This is a genomic window from Ensifer sp. R1-3 (assembly GCF_056739175.1).
Genome location: NZ_CP096515.1, coordinates 315,213 through 334,046 on the forward strand (window position 1 = coordinate 315,213; position 18,834 = coordinate 334,046).

At 63.8% G+C, this 18,834-nt stretch carries 16 protein-coding genes and 1 pseudogene; 13 read left to right on the forward strand and 4 right to left on the reverse strand.

All coding sequences use genetic code 11. From position 1 onward, the window contains the following. Position 1: 1 nt before the first annotated feature. The 3 genes from M1D43_RS01595 to M1D43_RS01605 all read left to right on the forward strand — a co-directional run bounded on the left by M1D43_RS01595 (position 2) and on the right by M1D43_RS01605 (position 1,786). Positions 2–217: a hypothetical protein gene (locus M1D43_RS01595; RefSeq protein WP_010969830.1), complete on the forward strand. Its 216-nt coding sequence runs from the start codon at positions 2–4 to the stop codon at positions 215–217. Next, the gene (locus tag M1D43_RS01600; RefSeq protein ID WP_318853455.1) at positions 214–1,428 is read left to right on the forward strand and encodes a YcaO-like family protein; all 1,215 of its coding nucleotides are present in this window, start codon (positions 214–216) and stop codon (positions 1,426–1,428) included. Before M1D43_RS01595 ends, M1D43_RS01600 begins: the two co-directional genes overlap by 4 nt. 124 nt (positions 1,429–1,552) lie before the next feature. Then, entirely contained in the window at positions 1,553–1,786 is a 234-nt protein-coding gene (locus tag M1D43_RS01605; protein ID WP_013844665.1) for a hypothetical protein, read from the forward strand. A 323-nt stretch (positions 1,787–2,109) separates the two neighbouring features. Here M1D43_RS01605 and M1D43_RS01610 read toward each other — a convergent pair whose 3' ends face one another. Beyond that, entirely contained in the window at positions 2,110–2,904 is a 795-nt protein-coding gene (locus tag M1D43_RS01610; RefSeq protein WP_013844664.1) for a DUF1194 domain-containing protein, read from the reverse strand. A gap of 234 nt (positions 2,905–3,138) precedes the next feature. Here M1D43_RS01610 and M1D43_RS01615 point away from each other — a divergent pair, with 234 nt between their 5' ends. Both M1D43_RS01615 and M1D43_RS01620 read left to right on the forward strand, forming a co-directional pair. Further along, positions 3,139–4,452, forward strand: a complete 1,314-nt coding sequence (locus tag M1D43_RS01615) for a glucoamylase family protein (protein ID WP_153313288.1) — start codon at positions 3,139–3,141, stop codon at positions 4,450–4,452. Positions 4,453–4,501: 49 nt separating this feature from the next. Beyond that, positions 4,502–4,978 (forward strand): annotated as a pseudogene (locus tag M1D43_RS01620) (anthrone oxygenase family protein); the annotation flags it as partial. Between the two features lie 55 nt (positions 4,979–5,033). On the opposite strand, the gene M1D43_RS01625 reads toward M1D43_RS01620, so the two are convergent. Further along, entirely contained in the window at positions 5,034–5,825 is a 792-nt protein-coding gene (locus M1D43_RS01625) for a crotonase/enoyl-CoA hydratase family protein (protein ID WP_028011399.1), read from the reverse strand. 84 nt (positions 5,826–5,909) lie between these two features. Here M1D43_RS01625 and M1D43_RS01630 point away from each other — a divergent pair, with 84 nt between their 5' ends. The 4 genes from M1D43_RS01630 to M1D43_RS01645 all read left to right on the forward strand — a co-directional run bounded on the left by M1D43_RS01630 (position 5,910) and on the right by M1D43_RS01645 (position 7,619). Next, positions 5,910–6,506 (forward strand): TetR/AcrR family transcriptional regulator, encoded by a 597-nt coding sequence (locus M1D43_RS01630; protein WP_003534197.1) that lies wholly within the window; start codon positions 5,910–5,912, stop codon positions 6,504–6,506. Beyond that, positions 6,503–6,865, forward strand: coding sequence for a glyoxalase superfamily protein (locus M1D43_RS01635; RefSeq protein ID WP_153313289.1), 363 nt, complete (start codon positions 6,503–6,505; stop codon positions 6,863–6,865). The genes M1D43_RS01630 and M1D43_RS01635 overlap by 4 nt, the downstream gene beginning before the upstream one ends. 104 nt (positions 6,866–6,969) lie before the next feature. Then, the gene (locus M1D43_RS01640) at positions 6,970–7,326 is read left to right on the forward strand and encodes a type II toxin-antitoxin system RelE/ParE family toxin (protein WP_234835342.1); all 357 of its coding nucleotides are present in this window, start codon (positions 6,970–6,972) and stop codon (positions 7,324–7,326) included. After that, on the forward strand, positions 7,323–7,619 hold the full coding sequence (locus M1D43_RS01645; RefSeq protein ID WP_127541854.1) for a helix-turn-helix domain-containing protein: 297 nt from the start codon (positions 7,323–7,325) through the stop codon (positions 7,617–7,619). Before M1D43_RS01640 ends, M1D43_RS01645 begins: the two co-directional genes overlap by 4 nt. 152 nt (positions 7,620–7,771) lie before the next feature. Here M1D43_RS01645 and M1D43_RS01650 read toward each other — a convergent pair whose 3' ends face one another. Next, a complete protein-coding gene (locus M1D43_RS01650) occupies positions 7,772–9,055 on the reverse strand; it encodes a cystathionine gamma-synthase family protein (RefSeq protein WP_127541853.1) in 1,284 nt (427 codons plus the stop codon). A 236-nt stretch (positions 9,056–9,291) separates the two neighbouring features. Between M1D43_RS01650 and M1D43_RS01655 the strand changes: the two genes are divergently transcribed. Beyond that, positions 9,292–10,971 (forward strand): alpha/beta hydrolase, encoded by a 1,680-nt coding sequence (locus M1D43_RS01655; RefSeq protein WP_153313290.1) that lies wholly within the window; start codon positions 9,292–9,294, stop codon positions 10,969–10,971. Positions 10,972–11,199: 228 nt separating this feature from the next. Here the strand turns inward: M1D43_RS01655 and M1D43_RS01660 are convergent, their stop codons facing one another. Continuing rightward, complete coding sequence (locus M1D43_RS01660) at positions 11,200–12,045, reverse strand: LysR family transcriptional regulator (RefSeq protein WP_003534209.1); 846 nt, start codon at positions 12,043–12,045, stop codon at positions 11,200–11,202. Between the two features lie 122 nt (positions 12,046–12,167). Between M1D43_RS01660 and M1D43_RS01665 the strand changes: the two genes are divergently transcribed. The 3 genes from M1D43_RS01665 to M1D43_RS01675 all read left to right on the forward strand — a co-directional run bounded on the left by M1D43_RS01665 (position 12,168) and on the right by M1D43_RS01675 (position 18,687). Further along, positions 12,168–14,615 carry a GcvT family protein gene (locus M1D43_RS01665; RefSeq protein WP_153312962.1) on the forward strand — a complete coding sequence of 816 codons (2,448 nt, stop codon included), beginning with the start codon at positions 12,168–12,170 and terminating at the stop codon, positions 14,613–14,615. Then, positions 14,612–17,059 carry a GcvT family protein gene (locus tag M1D43_RS01670; RefSeq protein ID WP_153312963.1) on the forward strand — a complete coding sequence of 816 codons (2,448 nt, stop codon included), beginning with the start codon at positions 14,612–14,614 and terminating at the stop codon, positions 17,057–17,059. The genes M1D43_RS01665 and M1D43_RS01670 overlap by 4 nt, the downstream gene beginning before the upstream one ends. An 83-nt stretch (positions 17,060–17,142) precedes the next feature. Continuing rightward, positions 17,143–18,687 carry a trimethylamine methyltransferase family protein gene (locus tag M1D43_RS01675; RefSeq protein ID WP_013844661.1) on the forward strand — a complete coding sequence of 515 codons (1,545 nt, stop codon included), beginning with the start codon at positions 17,143–17,145 and terminating at the stop codon, positions 18,685–18,687. The last annotated feature ends 147 nt before the right edge of the window (positions 18,688–18,834 follow it).

The window sequence follows — 18,834 nt, forward strand, 5'->3', positions numbered from 1 at the left end:
TATGGCGAAAGTTGTTGTGATAGGCATTCCCGGCGAGCCGGGTCTGTGGCTGGCGGACCTGGGGAACGGAACCGTCAGGCCGCTCGATCAGGTGACGGGCGACTTGGCCACGGCGAACAAGCTCCGTGCACAAGGGGGGACGATCGTCAAGAATGTCGACCTCGCAGTGGCTGTGTCCTCCGCCGACAAGGTGTTTTCGGGTCATTTCGACGGGTGACCGGTCCCGACATCGGGGGTGGGGCCGGCTTGCGCAATGAATATTCCGATCGTGTGCTGAGCCCGGAAGAGACCTTCGAACGTGTAAGGCCTCTGCTTTCCGGTTTCGGCATAACCCGCATCGCGAGGCACACGGGACTCGACAGGACCGGAATCCCGGTCTGGTGCGCCTACACGCCGAATGCACGATCCATCGTGGTTGCACAGGGCAAAGGGCTGACGGATGCGGAGGCGAAGGTTTCTGCCGTCATGGAGGCGCTGGAGCGCGCTGTTGCCGGGGAACCCGCGGTCGAAACCATAATGGCCACAACCCGGGCTCTGCGGGCGTCCGGACGGACCGCGGACCCGCTTCCGGGGCTGATTGCGGCCGGGCAGGAGGAAATCGGTCCGGAGGAGGAATTGCCATGGGCCGCCGGCTCCGATCTGATCTCCGGCCGCGAGGTGCTCGTACCGCTCGCAGCGGCGCTGCTGGACCGTACCCGGCCTTCGCGTTTCTGGATGTCGTCGGATGGGCTCGCATCGGGAAATTCCATCCAGGAAGCGACATTGCACGGGCTGCTGGAGCGCATCGAGCGTGACGCCCATGTCCTGTGGGGCGTGTCTGGGCCGGAGAGCCGTTACCGGCAATGCGTTGCTCCCGAGGGGTTCGGCGATGCAGCGCTGAATAGTCTCGTCGAGCGCATAAGAGCCGCGGGTCTCGATCTCCGGCTTTTCGACATTACCAGCGACATCGGTATTCCCTGCTTTCTGGCATTGCTCGGCCCCTCCGACATCGCCATCAGGGACGATGGTCGTTTCGTCGATGTGACAAGCGGCTGCGGGGCGCATGTCTTTGCCGTTCGCGCGGCGATCAGAGCGGTGACCGAAGCGGCGCAGTCGCGGCTCACCTTCATGAGCGGCGCTCGGGACGATGTCTTTCCCGAAACCTTCAGCCGGCCCTTGCCGGACTCGACCCGCCAGGCCGTCCTCGCGGGGCCGTGCCGGCATGCGCCGGCGGCGCCGCCTGCGGGCGGCGATCTGGACGCGCTCATGCGCCACACCATCGATCATCTAAAGGATGCCGGTGTGCAATCTGCAATTGTGGTTCGCCTGTCAGCCGAAGCTCTGCCGTTCGCGGTCGTCAAGATCTTCGTCCCCGATCTTGAGAACCCCGACGGTGAAAGAGCCCGCCGTTTCGGTCCGCGCGCGCTATCCAAAGCGCTCGCATTTTGAAGGAGCAGACCCGCAAGGCGCCTGGCGAGATCCGGCGCGGAACTCTACCGATGCGTGTGCAACGCTCGTGCAACGCGCGGAAATTCCGAAGTCGTTTATAGTCGATGTCAGGGAAGCGCACGGAATGGGGGTTCAAATGGGTAATCATCCTTCGTCCTTGACGGACACTGAAACGGAACTTGCGAGCATCGCGAGAATGCTGAGCCACATTCGCGATAGCGCCCGCGCATTGGACGCTCAGGCCGTCGAATATTGCGTCGAGATGGCGCTGCAGGCCGTTGCCAACGAGTTGCGGGATCGCAGCGAGCTCGTCATCGCGGCCGCGGGCTTCAACGCCAGAACGCACTCGTTGCAATAGCAGCGGTCGCGGGCTCGCCTCGCAAAGCGCGGTGCGGACAATGTTGCCGAGCGTGTCGGTCAGCGCGGGGAAGACTGCAATCTCTTCCTCATCTCTGTGCTTGTCACAGAGATGAGGGCAGCGCCGCGTCTGCGGCGCGGGGAAGAGTTCTTTCAGCCCAACGACTTGGGCTGGCTGGATTCCTGTGACGAGCACAGGAATGAGGAGATCAAAAAAGCCGCGGCGGGTATCCCGAATCTCAACACGCCTTGGAGCGGAGGCGATCTATGGTCGGGCGGGGGAAAAAGCGCGCTGCGGGAAGACCCGCGGCGCGTTGCTCACATCTAGCGATCCAGCTCCGGGTAGACCCTGTCGAGAAAACCCGGCCGCAGCTTCTCGCCTATCATGCAGTCTGCCGCAGCTTCGCCGGCCGCCAAACGGAGCGCCGGCTCGGGTGTCAGGCCGCTTACTTCCAGGATAAGCTTCTGGCGGATTGCGATCGCGAAATCCTCGGGTTCATGGACGGGCAGGACGAAGGAGCCGGGGCCGCCGATGACGCATTCGGCGTAATACTGGTCGAGCGGCCCGGTCGAGACCGACGGGCGGATGAGGATCGCAAGCCCATTGATGATGATCCCGCGCGATACGGCATCGTTGCGGGCAGGCGTGACCGGCGGCCCGGTATTGTTGGGCCCGTCACCGGAGACGTCGATGACCCGTCGCGCGCCCGAAAAGGCGTTCGAATCGATGAGGCCCGTGCCGAAAAGAATCGCATTGGAGATCGAGGTGCCGCGCCGCGTCCCGATCGGCCGCGCCTCCAGCTTGGCGGCGAAGGCTTCGGCGTCGGCAGCATTTTCGATCACCTGCCAGTTTACGACGGAGGCCTCGTTTACGAGCCCTGCCCATTCGAAATAGCCGATGGCGATCCGCCCGAGGAGCCCGCCCTGGACCGCATTGATGAAATCCGGGTGCCGCAGCGCCTGCAGATAGCCGGAGCGCTGCACGCGTGCCTCCTCCATGTCCATCGAGCCGGACATGTCGACAGCCAGCAACAGCTCCACGTCGACGTCGGCGGCCATGGCTGCCGTCTGTATCGGGCTCCCGCTCAGAGCCAGGATCAATGCTATCGTGCCTAACATCGCATCAGCCAATCATCGTGGATCACGCGTCGGGCGTTCTGCCCCTCTATCCCGGGCACCGCGATTTGCCGTAAAACCGGCCTCGGCCTCCGGGCCGATGTAATCCGATGAATGTACCACAGGATTGGAAATCGGCGACTGCCGGCGCGACGCGGGCCTACAATATTCGGTGATCGCGGCAAGAGCTGCGCGACCCGCCGCACCGTCACCGACGTCACCGAAGAATAGGCCACCATGTTTCACACCAGGCGGAACTCGGATATCGCATGCGTCGAGCGGCTGCAGCGCGCGGCGTTCGGCTACTTTCTTCGATATTCCGACACGGCAACCGGTCTGGTGGCCGATACGTCTCGCAAGGGTTCTCCGTCGAGTATCGCCGCCACGGGCTTCGGGCTCGCAGCCTATCCGGTCGCGGTCGAGCGCGGCTGGATCGGTCGGGCGGAGGCCGCCCGGCGTGTGCTGACCGCCCTCGCATTCTTCGCGGCGAGCCGGCAGGAGAGCGACGCGCGGGCAACCGGCTATCGCGGCTTCTATTATCATTTCCTCGATATGCGGTCGGGAGAGCGCGCCTGGCGCAGCGAACTCTCGACGATCGACACCGCGTTGCTCCTCGCCGGTGCCCTGGCCGCGGCGGCGTATTTCTCCGGCTCCGGCGAGCAGGAGAGGGAGATCAGGAGCCACGCGGCGTTTCTCTACGAGAGGGCAGACTGGAACTGGGCGCTCAATGGCGGCGATACCGTCACAATGGGTTGGCGCCCGCCCGGACGCTTCCTGAAGCACCGCTGGCGGGGCTACAGCGAGGCGCTGCTTCTTTATATTCTGGCGCTGGGTTCGCCAACACGGCCGATCGTGCCGCAGAATTACAACGCCTACACCGCGGCGCATGAATGGCTCACGCTCGATGGGGTGGCGCATCTCCACGCCGGCGCGCTCTTCGTCCACCTGTTTCCGCAGGCCTGGATCGATTTTCGCAGCGTTCGCGACCGGGGGATGCGTGAAAGGGACAGCGACTATTTCGAAAACTCCCGCCGCGCCATCAGGCTGCAGCGCGCCCATGCCGAGGAAAATCCTCATGGCTTCGCAGGTTACTGCAGCGATCTCTGGGGGTTCAGCGCCTGCCACGCGCCGAAAGGCTGGCTGCGGCTTCGCGACGGGCGGCGGCAGAGATTGCTCGGCTACGAGGCACGCGGCGCACCATTCGGCGCCGATGACGGTACGCTCGTTCCATGGGCGTCGCTCGCCGGTCTGCCGTTCGAGCCGGACGCATGTCTCGGCAGCCTTTCTCACCTGATGTCGCAATATCCCGCGCTCGTTAATGAGGGTTGCCTTCCCGGCGGCTTCAATCCCAGCCTGCCGGGGGACGGCCCCGAGGGCTGGGTGGACGACAGAATCGTCGGACTTGACCAAGGGCTCGTGGTCATGATGATCGAGAACTGGAGAAGCGGCCTGATCTGGGAACTGACGCGCAGCATTCCGGCCTTCAGCCAGGGGTTGAGCAGGGCCGGCTTTGCGGGCGGGTGGCTTTCGTCGACGCTGCCTCGAGTCTGAAACGAGGGAAGCGGCCCGTAGCGGCTTCGTTCCCGTCTGGAGTGCCGCAATGGTTGCCCTTGTTCCTGCGCTGGCTTTTGCCGCCGCGATCGGATCCGGTCTGATGGCCGGGCTCTTCTTCGTCTTCTCGGTCTGCATAATGCAGGCGCTGTCGCGGCTCCCGCCGGATCAGGGGGTCGCCGCGATGAACGCCATCAACGTGGTCATCCAGAATCCGCTGTTCCTCTTCGCCTTCATGGGAACGGCGCTGCTTGGCCTCAACCTTCTCGTCATGGCCTTCATCTGGGGCGGGCAGGGGAGTTATCTTCTGGCAGCCGGCGGGCTCGTCTATCTCCTCGGCACGCTCGCGGTGACTATCGTAGTCAATGTCCCGCTGAATGACGCGCTTGCCGCCGCCCCTGCCGGCCAGGCAGCCGCCGAGCTCTGGCAGCAGCGCTACCTCACCGACTGGGTCCGCTGGAACCACGTGCGCACCATCGCCTCGACAGGCGCGCTCGCCCTCTTCGTGCTCGGCTTCGCCCGGATCTGGCGCACTGCCGGACGGTTTTCCGTCCGGAGCCGGGTTGTTTTGAAGAACCGGATCAGCGCCCGGCATAGCGTGGCTCTCGCCGCTCTTTCCAGGCGGCAAGCCCTTCCTTGAGATCATGGCTCGGAACCATCCGTGCGAATTGCTCGCTTTCGCACAGCAGACCTTCTCCGATCGCCATGTTGAGGCCACGCGTCACGGCGGTGATGATGGCGGCGGTGGCAAGAGGCGAATGGCGAATGATGCGACCCGCAAGCCCTCGGGCCGAGGCGATCAGTTGCTCATGCGGCACGACGGCATTGACGAGCCCCATGTCCAGCGCGCGCTGGGGCGAGAACGCATCCCCGGTCAGAAGCAGCTCGAGCGCACGCTTCCGGCCCGCCAGGCGAGGCAGTCTCTGAGTGCCCCCGAATGTCGGCGGCATGGCAAGCTTGATTTCCGGCTTGGCAAAGCGCGCCCGCTCGCTCGCGATCGCGAGATGCACCGCTTCGGTCACCTCGCAGCCGCCACCATAGGCGAGACCGTTGACGGCAGCGATCACAGGCTTCGGAAAGGCCTCCAGGCGGTGCGTGAGCTGTTGGCCTCGCCGGACAAAATCGCGGGTGGCAGCGTTCACGCCCTTCGCCACGCTGCCGGAAAATTCGTGGATGTCGCCGCCTGCGGAAAAGGCGCGATCGCCGGCGCCGGTGAGGATGACCGCCTGCACCGTCTCGTCGATCTCGATACGGTCGAGAAGGGCTAAAAGCCGATCGATCAGTTCGTAGTTGAGCGCATTCAGCTTTTCGGGCCGGTTGAGGGTCAGGAGGGCGATGCCGGCCGAAATTTCGATGAGAACCGTGTCGGACATGAATTGTCTCCCATCATGTATTGACGAGCGAAGGCTAAGTCGGCGACACAGGAATGTATATTCACTAGTCGGTATACATGGCTCATGACGACGGCACCGAACACACGCGAACGCATCGTTTCCGCCGCTTCCAAGCTGTTCTATGCCGAAGGGATCCGCGCCGTCGGTGTGGACGCAGTCGCCGAGGCGGCCGGCGTGACGAAGCGAACGCTCTATTATCACTTCAAAAGCAAGGACGACCTGATTGCCGCCTATCTCGAAGGGCGTGATCAGCCGAACCTCAAGCTCTTCCAGAAATGGTTCAGCGAAGCCGAGGGCGGCGTGGCATCGAGGGTCGAGGGCATCTTCTTCAATCTCGCCCGCGCCGCCCGACATCCGAAATGGAAGGGCTGCGGCTTTCTGCGCACCTCCGCCGAACTCGCCAGCATGCCGGGGCACCCGGCGATCCGTATCGGCGCCGCGCATAAGAAAAAATTCGAGGACTGGCTCCGGCAGGCGTTCGAGGCGGAAGGGATCGTGGAGGCGGAAGAGCTCGCGCGGCAGGTCCTGTTGCTCCTCGACGGCAGCTTCGCCGTCGTTCTGCTCCACCGTGATCCGAGCTATATGGAGACGGCGGGTGCGGCGGCGGCCTCGCTCGTCAAGCTGGCGCTGTCGGAGCGGACAATCGGGAGGGTCAAATGACTGTACGACGCATCGTGCCAAATCTTCAGGTGTCCGATCCGCTTCAGGCGCATCGGTTCTATGCGGACCTGCTCGGCATGGAGGTGGTGATGGATCACGGCTGGATCGTCACATTTGCGGCGGTAGGCCGCACCGCCATGCCGCAGGTGAGCTTCGCCACCGAAGGCGGGTCCGGAACGCCGGTCCCGGCGCTCTCGATCGAGGTGGATGACGTGGACGAAACCTATCGCCGCGCCGCGGCCGCGGGTGTGAAGATCGTCTACGATATCACCGACGAAAGCTGGGGCGTGCGCCGGTTCTTTCTGCGCGATCCGTTCGGCAATACCGTCAACGTCCTTTCGCACCGGCCGAGGACTTGACCCCCCACCATACGGCAGGTGATCGAGGCGGAACATGGGAGAGCAGCCGCGACGTGGTAATCCATTGGATTGCATATACTGACCCATTGGAGTAGTGTTCGGCCATGGTGAAAAGGGTTCCCGTCAGTGTCGTGGAGACGCCGGAGTTCCTGTCTGCTACCCGCAAACTCATGAACGATGACGAGCGCGGCTTGCTGGTGGACTATCTGGCCCACAATCCCACGGCAGGCGATGTCGTTCAGGGAACGGGCGGCATCCGCAAGGTTCGCTGGGCGCTGGACGGGCGAGGCAAACGTGGCGGCGCGCGAGTGATCTATTTCTACCACGACACCGACATGCCGCTCTTTGCACTCACGGCCTATGCGAAGAACGAGCGGGCCGATCTGAGCCAACAGGACAAGAACGACTTCCGCCAGTTGACTACGATGCTGGTGGATGTTTTCAAGAGGAGAAAGCCATGAGCAAGGTTGCCGACAGCATCCGGCGCGGCCTGAACGAAGCGCTGGCCTATGCCGAGGGCAATACCGATGCGAACGCCTTTCGCGTCCATGTGCCCGAACGGATCGACGTGAAGGCGATCCGCACGAAGCTCGACATGACGCAGGAAGAATTTGCCGGACGATTCGGGTTCAGCGTCAACACGCTGCGCCATTGGGAACAGGGCTCGCGCCAGCCGGAAGGGCCGACTCGCGCTTATCTTCTGGTGATCGACCGCGCCCCGAAGGCCGTTCAGAAGGCTTTGCAGGCAGCGTGACCCTTTGCAGGGCGAGCGGAGCGCGGAGACGTTGCTCAAGACCGATGCCGCAGCGCTCTCGCCGGCCAACATCGTCGGCCGCCGCATGGTGCGAGAGGATTTCGAGCGGCTGACCGCCGTCAACGAGAAAAGGCCCGACATTTCCAGCAGCATCAGATCATCGTCAGCGCGTTCGCGACGTCGGCAACGAGATCGTCCGGGTGCTCGATGCCGATCGACAGGCGGATCGTGGATTCGAGCACGCCGATCCGGGCGCGGACCTCGATCGGCACGCCGGAATGCGTCATCGCCGCCGGGTGGCTAGCGAGCGATTCCGTACCGCCGAGGCTGACGGCGAGCTTGAAGATCTGCAGTGCGTTGAGGAAGCGGAATGCCGCCTCCTGGCCGCCGGCGATGTCGAAGGAGAAGGTCGATCCCGCCCCGGTGCATTGCGTGGCGAATACACGGCCGACCGGCGTGTCCGCGTCGTGGAACGGCAGATAGTGGATTCGCTCGACCTTGGGATGGTCGCGCAGGAATTCGGCGACGATGCGGGCGTTGTCGTTTGCCTTTTCCATACGCACAGACAGGGTTTCGAGCGAGCGGCCGATCATCCAGCAGGAATGCGGGTCGAGCTGCGTGCCGATCGAGCCGCGCAGGGCCTTCACCTGCCTGATCAGCGCCTTGGAGCCGAGAACGGCGCCGGCGATCAGGTCGGAATGGCCGCCGACATATTTGGTCAGCGAATAAAGGGAAAGGTCCGCCCCGTGTTCGATCGGGTGCTGAAAGACGGGGCCGAGCAGGGTGTTGTCGCAGGCGACGATCGGCCGATGCGCCTGTCTTTCTCCGATCCTTTCGGCAATGCGGCGGACCAACGCGACGTCGACAAGGCTGTTGGTGGGATTGGCCGGCGTCTCAATCAGGATCACGGAGACCCGTCCCTTACTCATCGCCTCTTCAGCCGCGGCATTGACGGCCGCCTCGTCTGTACCACAGGCAAAGCCGACGGCGGAGACGCCCAGATTGAGGAAGGTCTTGGCGAGCAACGTTTCGGTGCCGCCGTAAAGCGGCTGCGAATGAAGGATGGAATCGCCCGGCCGCACGAAGGCGAGAAGCGTGGTGGCGATCGCCGACATGCCGGAGGAAAAGAGCGCGCCGGCTTCCGCTCGTTCGAAAATGGCGAGCCGGTCTTCGACGATCTCGCTGTTCGGGTGATTGAAGCGGGAATAGACGAGCCCGGCACCCACGCCAGCGGGCGGTTCGCGCCGCCCGGAGACGAAGTCGAAGAAGTCGCGGCCCTCCTCGGCGGAGTGGAAGACGAAAGTCGAGGTGAGAAAGATCGGCGGTTTGACAGCACCCTCCGAGAGCTCGGGGTCGTAACCATAATTCAGCATCAGCGTTTCGGGATGCAGTTTGTGGTTGCCGATATGGGTCTTGGAAGGGTGCGGCGCGGTCATGGGTTTTTCTCCTTGGCGCAGGCAGACTCTACTACCGGCTTGAATATACCAAACGTCTGCGCACGATCCTTGCTATTTGCGATCACTTCGTTTTGATGCCCGCAATCTCTTGCCGGTGCAAAGAACCTCTCCAGTGCCTCCGCTGCACGTTTTTGTCCTTTGCAGCAGGCTCGCGGGAATTGACTGCGCGCCCGCGGAAAGCGACATTGCCGCCAGCGCCCGAAGTGGAGTCCGCCATGGAACACGTTCAGCAGACGGACCTGCCAAGACCGGTGTACCGTCACATCTCCACCTTCCTGCGTTCGTTTCCCACAAGCGGCCTCCTCGTCGGCATTCTGTTCTTTGCAGTTTCGCTGACGCCAAGTCTGATACCCAGGCCCTATCTCATTCAGGCCGTGATCTCCGGATTTTCTCTTGCGGCCGGCTACGCGGTCGGTGTGTCTCTGCGCTGGCTCTGGTCCTTCTTCGAACTCCCCGAGCCGACGGCGCGGCGCGCGCGAACATTGAAGATCGCCGCTGCGATCGTCTCGATAGCGGCTGCGGCCGTATTCCTGTGGCAGGCGGCGCATTGGCAAAACACGGTTCGGCACATCATGGGCCTCGAGCCCATCGAGAGCGCCGAGCCGGTCAAGCTCGGTCTGATAGCCGTGCTCATGTTCATCGCCCTGGTCCTCCTGGCGCGGCTGTTCCGGCTGACCTTTCGCGTGCTTTCCCGATGGCTGCAATATTTCCTCACGCGGCCGATCGCCAATGCTCTCGGCGGGCTGGTGGCGCTCGCGCTGTTCTGGTCCGCTGCGAACGGCGTGATCTTCAAGTTCGCGCTTCGTGCCGCAGACAGTTCTTTCCAGCAACTCGATGCGCTTATGGATCCCGAGATCGCACCGCCTGCCGACCTCGCCAGGACGGGGAGCGGCGCGTCGCTCGTGCACTGGGACGAGCTTGGGCGCCAGGGGCGGCAGTTCATCGCGTCCGGACCGACCGGCGCTGACATCGGCGCCTTCTTCGGGGCTGCAGCCCCTGATCCCGTGCGTGTCTATGTCGGACTGAATTCCGCCGAGACCGCGCGGGAGCGGGCGAAGCTGGCGCTGGAGGAGCTGAAGCGTGCCGGGGGCTTCGAGCGCAAGTCACTGATTGTCGTCGTGCCGACCGGCACCGGCTGGATCGACCCCGAGGCGCTCGACACGGTCGAATATCTGCTTCACGGCGACGTCGCGAGCGTGGCCGTGCAATATTCCTATCTCACCAGCTGGCTCTCCCTGCTGGTCGAGCCGGGCTACGGCGCCGACGCGGCCGACGCCCTCTTCGACGCGGTCTATGGCTACTGGACGACGCTGCCCAGGGATCGTCGGCCCAAGCTCTACCTGCACGGCCTGAGTCTTGGCGCGATGAATTCGCAAGGATCGGTCGATCTCTTCGACGTCATCAGCGATCCCTTCCAGGGCGCGCTCTGGAGCGGACCGCCGTTTCCGAGCACGCTCTGGCGTTCGGTGACGGCCGACCGCGTCGCCGGCTCGAGCGCCTGGCTTCCGCGCTATCGCGACAGCTCCGCCATCCGCTTCACCAGCCAGAAGAATGCGCTCGACATTCCCGGTGCGCATTGGGGCGCGATGCGGATCGTCTATCTGCAATATGCCAGCGATCCGGTGACCTTTTTCGATCCCCATTCCTTCTACCGGGAGCCGGACTGGATGAAGCCCCCGCGGGGGCCGGACGTTTCGCCGGCGCTGAACTGGTTTCCAGTGGTCACGGGGCTGCAGCTGCTTGCCGACATGGCATTGGCGACGACCTCGCCGATGGGCTACGGCCATGTCTACGCACCGGAACATTACATCGACGCCTGGATGGCGGTCACCGATCCGGAAGGGATTACGGCCGAGGATGTCACGCGGTTGAAGGCGCGATTCTCCGTGCGGTAGGTGCACGTCAGCCCCTCGAGCCGGGTGGTACCCCGGGGTTTGCCCCTCACCCTAACCCTCTCCCCGCAAGCGGGGCGAGGGGACGAGTTCGCTTGGGATCCGTTGAGGCCGAAGCGCCGCACAACGGTGTCCCCTCTCCCCGCAGGCGGGGAGAGGGTTAGGGTGAGGGGCAGGCTTGGGTTCAGACCGGGTTGATTGTCAACCTGGTTGAACCTTCTCCACGGGACCCTACAGACCGACCAATAGTCCCTCCATTGCGCCGATGATCTTGCGGTGCTGATGGGCATGGCGGGTGCGGAGACTCGTTGCCGCATAGACGGTCTGAGGGATGACCGGCGCGTCGGCCACGACGGCAACCCGGTCGGAGAGCCGATCGGCTGTCGCCTGCGTCACGTAAGCGGCGCCGCCGAGCGTGCGCAACAGGTCCGTGACGGCCATGTTCTGGCCGGCGGCAAGCGAAGCGCCCGAAAGGTGCGGAAGTGCCAGGCGGTGCGCCCGGTCGAAGGCCGGCGAGTAACTCGAACGGATATAGGTTTCGGGCTTCACCTCGGCCATCTCAGGAGCATCGGTGGTGACCAGCACGTAATGCAGTTCGCCGATCCGTTCATAGTGAAGGTCGGGCAGGAAATGCGGTGTGTAGAGGATCGCGAGATCGAGCTCCCCGGCGGCGAGATCGCGGTTCATCTGGTTCGAATAATCCGCCTCCATATAGATCTCGGTGGTCGGCAGATCGCGGCGGATCGCAGCCACCCAGCGGCCGGCAATGGTCTCGGCCAGGTCGTGCTGAATTCCGAGCCGCATCGAACGTTCCAGAGCGCCTGCACTCGCTACTGCACGGGTCGCTTCATGCCACTGATTCTGCAAGGCTTTCGCATAATCCAGAAAGCGCAGTCCCGCGGCGGTCGGAAGGGTTCCGCCCTTGTTGCGGGTGAAGAGCTTGCGGCTGAACTGCGTCTCCAGGGCCTTCACCCTATGGGAAACCGTGGATTGCGTGATGTTGAGCCGCTCGGCCGTCCGGTTGAAGCTGCGCGTTTCCATCAGGTCAAGAAAGGTTTCGATCAGGTCCACCTGCATTTGTGTCGCTCCTTGCTCCTACCGGGCAATCTAATCGAATTCTTCGATCAATAAAGCTCAATCGCCGCGCTTGATGGCATCAGGCTTCCCCGTCAAAAATCGCCGTAACAGAGGGAGCCAGCATGTCGAATTTGCCGTCTCACGCGCGCGTCGTGATCATTGGTGGGGGAGCCGTCGGTGCCTCCTCACTGTACCATCTTGCCAAGGCCGGTTGGACCGACTGCGTGCTTCTTGAAAAGAACGAGCTCACGGCCGGCTCCACCTGGCATGCGGCCGGCAACGTGCCGACCTTCTCCTCATCCTGGTCGATCATGAACATGCAGCGCTATTCGGCCTCGCTCTATCGCGACCTGGGTGCGCTCGTCGATTACCCGATGAACTATCATGTGACGGGCTCCATCCGCCTCGGCCATTCGAAGGAGCGGCTGCAGGAGTTCAAGCGCGTCGTCGGCATGGGCCGCTACCAGGGCATGGACCTCGATATCCTGACGCCCGGGGAAATGCGCAGCCGCTATCCCTTCCTCGAAACGCATGACCTGACGGGCGCGCTTTACGATCCCTATGACGGCGACATCGATCCGGCGCAGCTGACCCAGGCGCTCGCCAAGGGCGCGCGCGACATGGGCGCGAAGATCATCCGCTTCTGTCCCGTGACCGGTGCCCGGCGCGAAAGGGATGAATGGGTGGTCGAGACGGCGCAGGGCGAAATCCGCTGCGAATATGTCGTCAACGCCGCTGGCTACTACGCCCGCGAGGTCGGGAAGATGTTCGGCCGCGACGTGCCGATGATGGTGATGAGTCATCAGTACATTCTTTTCGACGAGATCCCGGAGCTTGCCGCCTGGTCGAAGGAGGTTGGGCACAAGCTGCCGCTCCTTCGCGATGTCGACTCCTCCTATTATCTCCGGCAGGAGAAATACGGCATGAATCTCGGGCCATACGAGAAGAACTGCCGCGCTCATTGGGCAACACCGGATGACCCGATGCCGGAGGACTTCTCCTTCCAGCTCTTCCCGGACGATCTCGAAAGGCTGGAATGGTATCTGAACGATGCGGTCGAGCGCGTGCCGATCCTGGGAACGGCAGGTCTTTCGCGCGTCATCAACGGACCGATCCCCTATGCGCCGGACGGCAATCCGCTGATCGGGCCCATGCCCGGCGTGCCGAACGCCTTCGAAGCCTGCGTCTTTACCTTTGGCATCTGTCAGGCCGGCGGGGCGGGCAAGGTGCTCGCCGAATGGGTGACCGAGGGCCGGACCGAATGGGACATGTGGTCCTGCGACCCGCGCCGCTACACGGACTATACCGACCAGGACTATTGCATCGCCAAGGGCATGGAGATCTACGGCCACGAATATGCAATGCATTTTCCGAAGCACTACTGGCCGGCCGGGCGCGGCAGGAAGCTCTCGCCGATCCATGATCGCATTGCGGCGCTCGGCGCTCAGTTCAAGCCCTATAACGGCTGGGAACGCGCCATGTGGTACGCGAAACCGGGCGACGACACGTCAGAGGCTGCGACGCAGACCTGGGGAAGGGAAGGCCCTTGGGCGAAGCGGATCGAGGAGGAGTGTCTCGCCGTGCGCGATGCTGCAGGCATTCTCGACCTGCCGGGCTTCTCGCGCTTCCGGCTGAAAGGCGAGGGCGCGCGCGAGTGGCTCTCCGGCCTCATCACCGGCCGCGTACCGAAGCCCGGCCGCATCGGGCTGGCCTATTTCGCCGACGACAAGGGCCGCATCCTCACCGAAATGTCTGTCATGGCGATCGAGGAGGATTTCTTCTTCCTGATCACCGCGGCGACGGCGCAGTGGCATGATTTCGAGTGGCTGCGGAAGTATCGCCCGGCGGACGCCGCCTTCACGCTTGACGACGTGACGGTGAAATTCGCCTGCCAGATCCTGACGGGGCCGAAATCGCGCGCGATCCTGGCCGAGGTCTCGGATGCCGACCTTGCGAAGGGGTGGCTGACGCATCAGACGGCGCAGATCGCCGGCCGCTATTGCCAGCTTGTGCGGGTCTCCTTCGCCGGCGAACTCGGCTGGGAGATCCACACGAAAGTGGAGGATACCGGCGCGGTCTTCGATGCCGTCTGGGACGCCGGGCAGAAGCACGGCCTCAAGCCCTTCGGCATGGAGGCGCTCGACAGTCTGCGCATCGAGAAGGGCTACCGCGCCTGGAAGGGCGATCTTTCCACCGATTACACGGTTTTGCAGGGCGGGCTCGAACGCTTCGTCGACTGGGCGAAGCCGGATTTCAAGGGCAAGGCGGCGCTGGAGCGTGAGAAGCAGCAGGGCGTCACGAAGCGCTTCGTGACGCTGACGGTCGAGGCCGGCGACAGCGACGCGCCCTACATGTCGACGCTCTGGTCGGGCGGCGAGGTCGTCGGCGAGACCACGTCCGGAAACTGGGGCTACCGTACCGGCAAGTCGATCGCACTCGGCATGCTGCGCGCCGATTTGGCCGTTCCCGGCCAGGAGGTCGAGGTGGAGATTTTCGGCGACCGCTTCAAGGCTATCGTCCAGCCGGACCAGCCGCTCTGGGATCCCTCGAATGAAAGACTGAAGGCATGACGAAGCCCATTCCCGCAAAAGCGCGTGTCGTCATCATCGGCGGTGGCGTTTCCGGCTGCTCGGTCGCCTATCACCTGGCGAAGCTCGGCTGGACCGATGTGGTCCTGCTCGAGCGCAAGCAGTTGACCTGCGGCACGACATGGCATGCGGCCGGTTTGATCGGCCAGCTGCGCGCGTCGCAGAACATGACACGGCTCGCGAAATACTCGGCCGATCTTTACGTGAAGCTCGAGGCGGAAACCGGCATCGCCACCGGCATGCGCCAGAACGGCTCGATCACCGTCGCGCTGACGGAAGAGCGCAAGGAGGAGATCTACCGGCAGGCCTCGCTGGCGCGCGCCTTCAACGTCGATGTACGCGAAGTCACGCCCGACGAGGTCAAGGAGCTTTACCCCCACCTCAACGTTTCCGACGTGAAGGCGGCGGTCCACCTGCCGCTCGACGGCCAGTGTGATCCGGCCAACATCGCCATGGCGCTTGCCAAGGGTGCGCGGCAGAACGGCGCGACGATCGTCGAGGGCGTGAAAGTCACCTCGGTCCTGAAGAAGGACGGCCGAATAACCGGCGTCACCTGCGAGCGGAACGGCGAGACCTTCACGATCGAGACGGAGAATGTCGTCAACTGCGCCGGCATGTGGGGCAGGGAGCTTGCCCGGCAATCGGGCGTCACCGTGCCGCTGCACGCCTGCGAGCACTTCTATATCGTCACCGAGGCGATACCTGGTCTCGGCCGCCTGCCGGTGCTGCGCGTGCCCGACGAGTGCACCTACTACAAGGAAGATGCCGGCAAGATGCTGATCGGCGCCTTCGAGCTCAAGGCGAAGCCCTGGGGCATGGAAGGCATCCGCGAGGATTTCTGTTTCGACCAGCTGCCGGAGGACTTCGACCATTTCGCCCCGATCCTCGAAATGGCCGTCAACCGCATGCCGATGCTGGAGACGGCCGGCATCCACACCTTCTTCAACGGCCCGGAAAGCTTCACGCCCGACGACCGTTACTATCTGGGCGAGGCGCCGGAACTCAAGGGCTACTGGGTGGCAGCCGGCTACAATTCGATCGGGATCGTCTCCTCGGGAGGCGCCGGCATGGCGCTGGCGCAGTGGATGAACGACGGCGAGCCGCCCTTCGATCTCTGGGAGGTCGATATCCGCCGGGCGCAGCCCTTCCAGAAGAACCGTTCCTACCTGAAGGAACGGGTCAGCGAAACGCTGGGTCTGCTTTACGCCGATCATTTTCCCTATCGCCAGATGGCGACCGCCCGCGGCGTTCGCCGCTCGCCGATCCACGAACAACTGAAGGCGCGCGGAGCCGTTTTCGGTGAGGTCGCCGGATGGGAGCGGGCAAACTGGTTCGCAAGGGACGGCCAGGAGCGCGAATACCGCTATTCGTGGAAACGGCAGAACTGGTTCGAAAACCAGCGGGAAGAGCATCTCGCCGTCCGCAGCGGGGTTGGCCTTTTCGACATGACCTCCTTCGGCAAGATCCGCGTCGAAGGCCGCGATGCGCTGGCTTTCCTGCAGCGGCTTTGCGCCAATGAGATGAATGTCGACCCCGGCCGTGTTGTCTACACCCAGATGCTGAACGCCTGCGGCGGCATCGAGAGCGACCTGACCGTCACGCGGCTTTCGCAGACCGCCTTCTTCCTCGTCGTGCCGGGGGCCACGCTGCAGCGCGATCTTGCCTGGCTGCGAAAACATGTGCGCGACGAGTTCGTGGTGATCACCGACGTCACCGCTGCTGAAAGCGTGCTCTGCGTCATGGGGCCAAGGGCACGCGAGCTCATGCAGAAGGTGAGCCCGAACGATTTCTCCAACGAGGCGCACCCCTTCGCCACCGCCCGCGAGATCGAGATCGGGATGGGCCTCGCCCGCGCCCACCGCGTCACCTATGTCGGCGAACTCGGGTGGGAGCTTTACGTCTCCACCGATCAGGCGGCGCATGTGTTCGAGACGCTGGAACTGGCGGGGGCCGATGTCGGGCTGAAGCTCTGTGGACTTCATACGCTCGATAGCTGCCGGATCGAGAAAGCCTTCCGGCATTTCGGCCACGATATCACCGACGAGGATCATGTGCTCGAAGCGGGGCTCGGCTTTGCGGTGAAGCCCGGAAAAGGCGAGTTCATCGGACGTGAGGCGGTGCTTGCAAAGCGCGACAACGGACTTTCGCGCCGGCTGGTGCAGTTCCGGCTTTCCGATCCGGAGCCGTTGCTCTTCCACAACGAAGCGATCGTGCGCGACGGAGAGATCGTCGGCACGATCACCTCGGGCAATTACGGCCACCATCTCGGGGGTGCGATCGGGCTCGGCTATGTGGCGTGCAAGGGTGAAAGCGAAGCCGATGTGCTGGCTTCGGCCTACGAGATCGAAATCGCCGGAACGCGGGTCAAGGCCGAGGCTTCGCTGAAGCCGATGTACGACCCGAAGGCGGAGCGGGTGCGGGCCTGAAAAAGACTGCCCCTCATCCTCGCGCTAAACCCGAGGAGAGTGGCAAAGAACAAGACGACGACAGCGCCATTGGGAGATGAATGATGGCTGAGGAATGCGCAGTTGCGGGTTCGAGACGGTCCGGCGGACGGGCGGCGCGCGTTGCGCTTCGTTCGTCGCCGCTTGCCGAAAACATCCGCCCCGTCCGTCCGGGCCTTTCCGGCGGACAGTACAAGCCGCTGACGGAGGCCAACGTCAGACGGATTCACGAGGCGGCGCTCGATGCGCTGGAACAGATCGGCCTTGCCAACGCGCCGCAATCCGGCGTCGAGATCATGACCGGCGCCGGGGCCATCCTCGGCGAGGATGGACGACTCCGCTTCCCGCGTGCACTGGTGGAGGACATGCTGGCCATCGCCGCGCGCGACATCACCCTTTACGCGCGTGATCCGAAACAGGACCTCGAACTCAGCGGCACGCGCGTCTATTACGGTACGGCCGGCGCGGCGGTGCACGTGGTCGACGTCGAGAAGCGCGAATACCGGGAATCGACCGCCAAGGACCTCCTGAATGCGGCGCAACTCGTCCATCACCTGGACAATGTCCATTTCTTCCAGCGAGCCATGGTCTGCCGGGACGTTTCCGACAATTTCCTGATGGACATCAACACGCTCTATGCCTGCTGCGCCGGAACGACGAAGCATGTCGGGACGAGCTTCTCCGATCCCTCGCATGTGGAGGGCTGCTTCGATCTCATCCACATGATCGCGGGCGGCGAGGACAAGTGGCGGGCGCGGCCCTTCGTTTCGAACTCGAACTGCTTCGTCGTGCCGCCGATGAAATTCGCCGAGGAAAGCTGCATCACCATGGAGAAGTGCATCCGTGGCGGCATGCCCGTCCTGCTGCTATCCGCCGGACAGGCGGGGGCGACTGCCCCGGCGCCGCTCGCGACCGCCATCGTTCAGGCGGTTGCCGAGTGCCTTGCAGGCGTCGTCTACGTCAATGCGCTTTCGCCCGGCCATCCGGCCGTCTTCGGCACCTGGCCGTTCGTCTCCGATCTGAGGACCGGCGCCATGTCCGGCGGCTCCGGCGAACAGGCATTGCTGACGGCCGGCTGCGCGCAGATGCACCAATTCTATCGCCTGCCTGGCGGCGCCGCCGCCGGCATTGCGGATGCGAAGCTTCCCGACATGCAGGCCGGCTGGGAACAGGCGATCTCCAACGTGATGGCTGGGCTCTCTGGGCTCAACATGGTGTACGAGGCGGTCGGCATGCATGCATCGCTCCTCGGCTTCTGCCTGGAGTCGCTGGTGCTCGGAGACGACTTGCTGGGCCAGGTGCAGCGCTGCATCCGCGGCATCGATGTCACCGAGGATTCGGTTTCGCTCGAAACCATGCGTTCGGTCTGCCTCGACGGCCCCGGCCACTATCTCGGCCATCCGCAGACGCTCGGCCTGATGCAGACGGAATATATCTATCCGGCGGTGGCCGACCGCACGAGCCCGAAGGAATGGGTCGAGATCGGCCGGCCGGATCTCGTCGCCCGTGCCATCGAGAGGAAGAACCGCATCCTCGCCGATGCCGCTCCGTCGCTGATCGCGACGGAGGTCGACCGGGCGATACGGGAGCGGTTCGGGATCTATTGCTGAGACGATTGTTCATGCGTTTAGTGGCAGCGATTTGCCCCCTCTCCTCGGGTTTAACCCGAGGAGAGCCCTCTTCCCGCAGGCGGGGAGAGGGGACGACCTCCAGCAGCGGTGAGGTGGAATGGGTCGGCGCCGTGCGTCCCTTCGCCC

Coding starts and splice junctions, on each gene's coding strand:
- M1D43_RS01675 (WP_013844661.1), top strand. CDS start 17,143: ATGGCTGAGGAATGCGCAGTTGCGGGTTCGAGACGGTCCGGCGGACGG.
- M1D43_RS01660 (WP_003534209.1), bottom strand. CDS start 12,045: ATGCAGGTGGACCTGATCGAAACCTTTCTTGACCTGATGGAAACGCGC.
- M1D43_RS01650 (WP_127541853.1), bottom strand. CDS start 9,055: ATGACCGCGCCGCACCCTTCCAAGACCCATATCGGCAACCACAAACTG.
- M1D43_RS01645 (WP_127541854.1), top strand. CDS start 7,323: ATGAGCAAGGTTGCCGACAGCATCCGGCGCGGCCTGAACGAAGCGCTG.
- M1D43_RS01670 (WP_153312963.1), top strand. CDS start 14,612: ATGACGAAGCCCATTCCCGCAAAAGCGCGTGTCGTCATCATCGGCGGT.
- M1D43_RS01640 (WP_234835342.1), top strand. CDS start 6,970: ATGGTGAAAAGGGTTCCCGTCAGTGTCGTGGAGACGCCGGAGTTCCTG.
- M1D43_RS01595 (WP_010969830.1), top strand. CDS start 2: ATGGCGAAAGTTGTTGTGATAGGCATTCCCGGCGAGCCGGGTCTGTGG.
- M1D43_RS01655 (WP_153313290.1), top strand. CDS start 9,292: ATGGAACACGTTCAGCAGACGGACCTGCCAAGACCGGTGTACCGTCAC.
- M1D43_RS01665 (WP_153312962.1), top strand. CDS start 12,168: ATGTCGAATTTGCCGTCTCACGCGCGCGTCGTGATCATTGGTGGGGGA.
- M1D43_RS01625 (WP_028011399.1), bottom strand. CDS start 5,825: ATGTCCGACACGGTTCTCATCGAAATTTCGGCCGGCATCGCCCTCCTG.
- M1D43_RS01615 (WP_153313288.1), top strand. CDS start 3,139: ATGTTTCACACCAGGCGGAACTCGGATATCGCATGCGTCGAGCGGCTG.
- M1D43_RS01605 (WP_013844665.1), top strand. CDS start 1,553: ATGGGGGTTCAAATGGGTAATCATCCTTCGTCCTTGACGGACACTGAA.
- M1D43_RS01630 (WP_003534197.1), top strand. CDS start 5,910: ATGACGACGGCACCGAACACACGCGAACGCATCGTTTCCGCCGCTTCC.
- M1D43_RS01610 (WP_013844664.1), bottom strand. CDS start 2,904: ATGTTAGGCACGATAGCATTGATCCTGGCTCTGAGCGGGAGCCCGATA.
- M1D43_RS01635 (WP_153313289.1), top strand. CDS start 6,503: ATGACTGTACGACGCATCGTGCCAAATCTTCAGGTGTCCGATCCGCTT.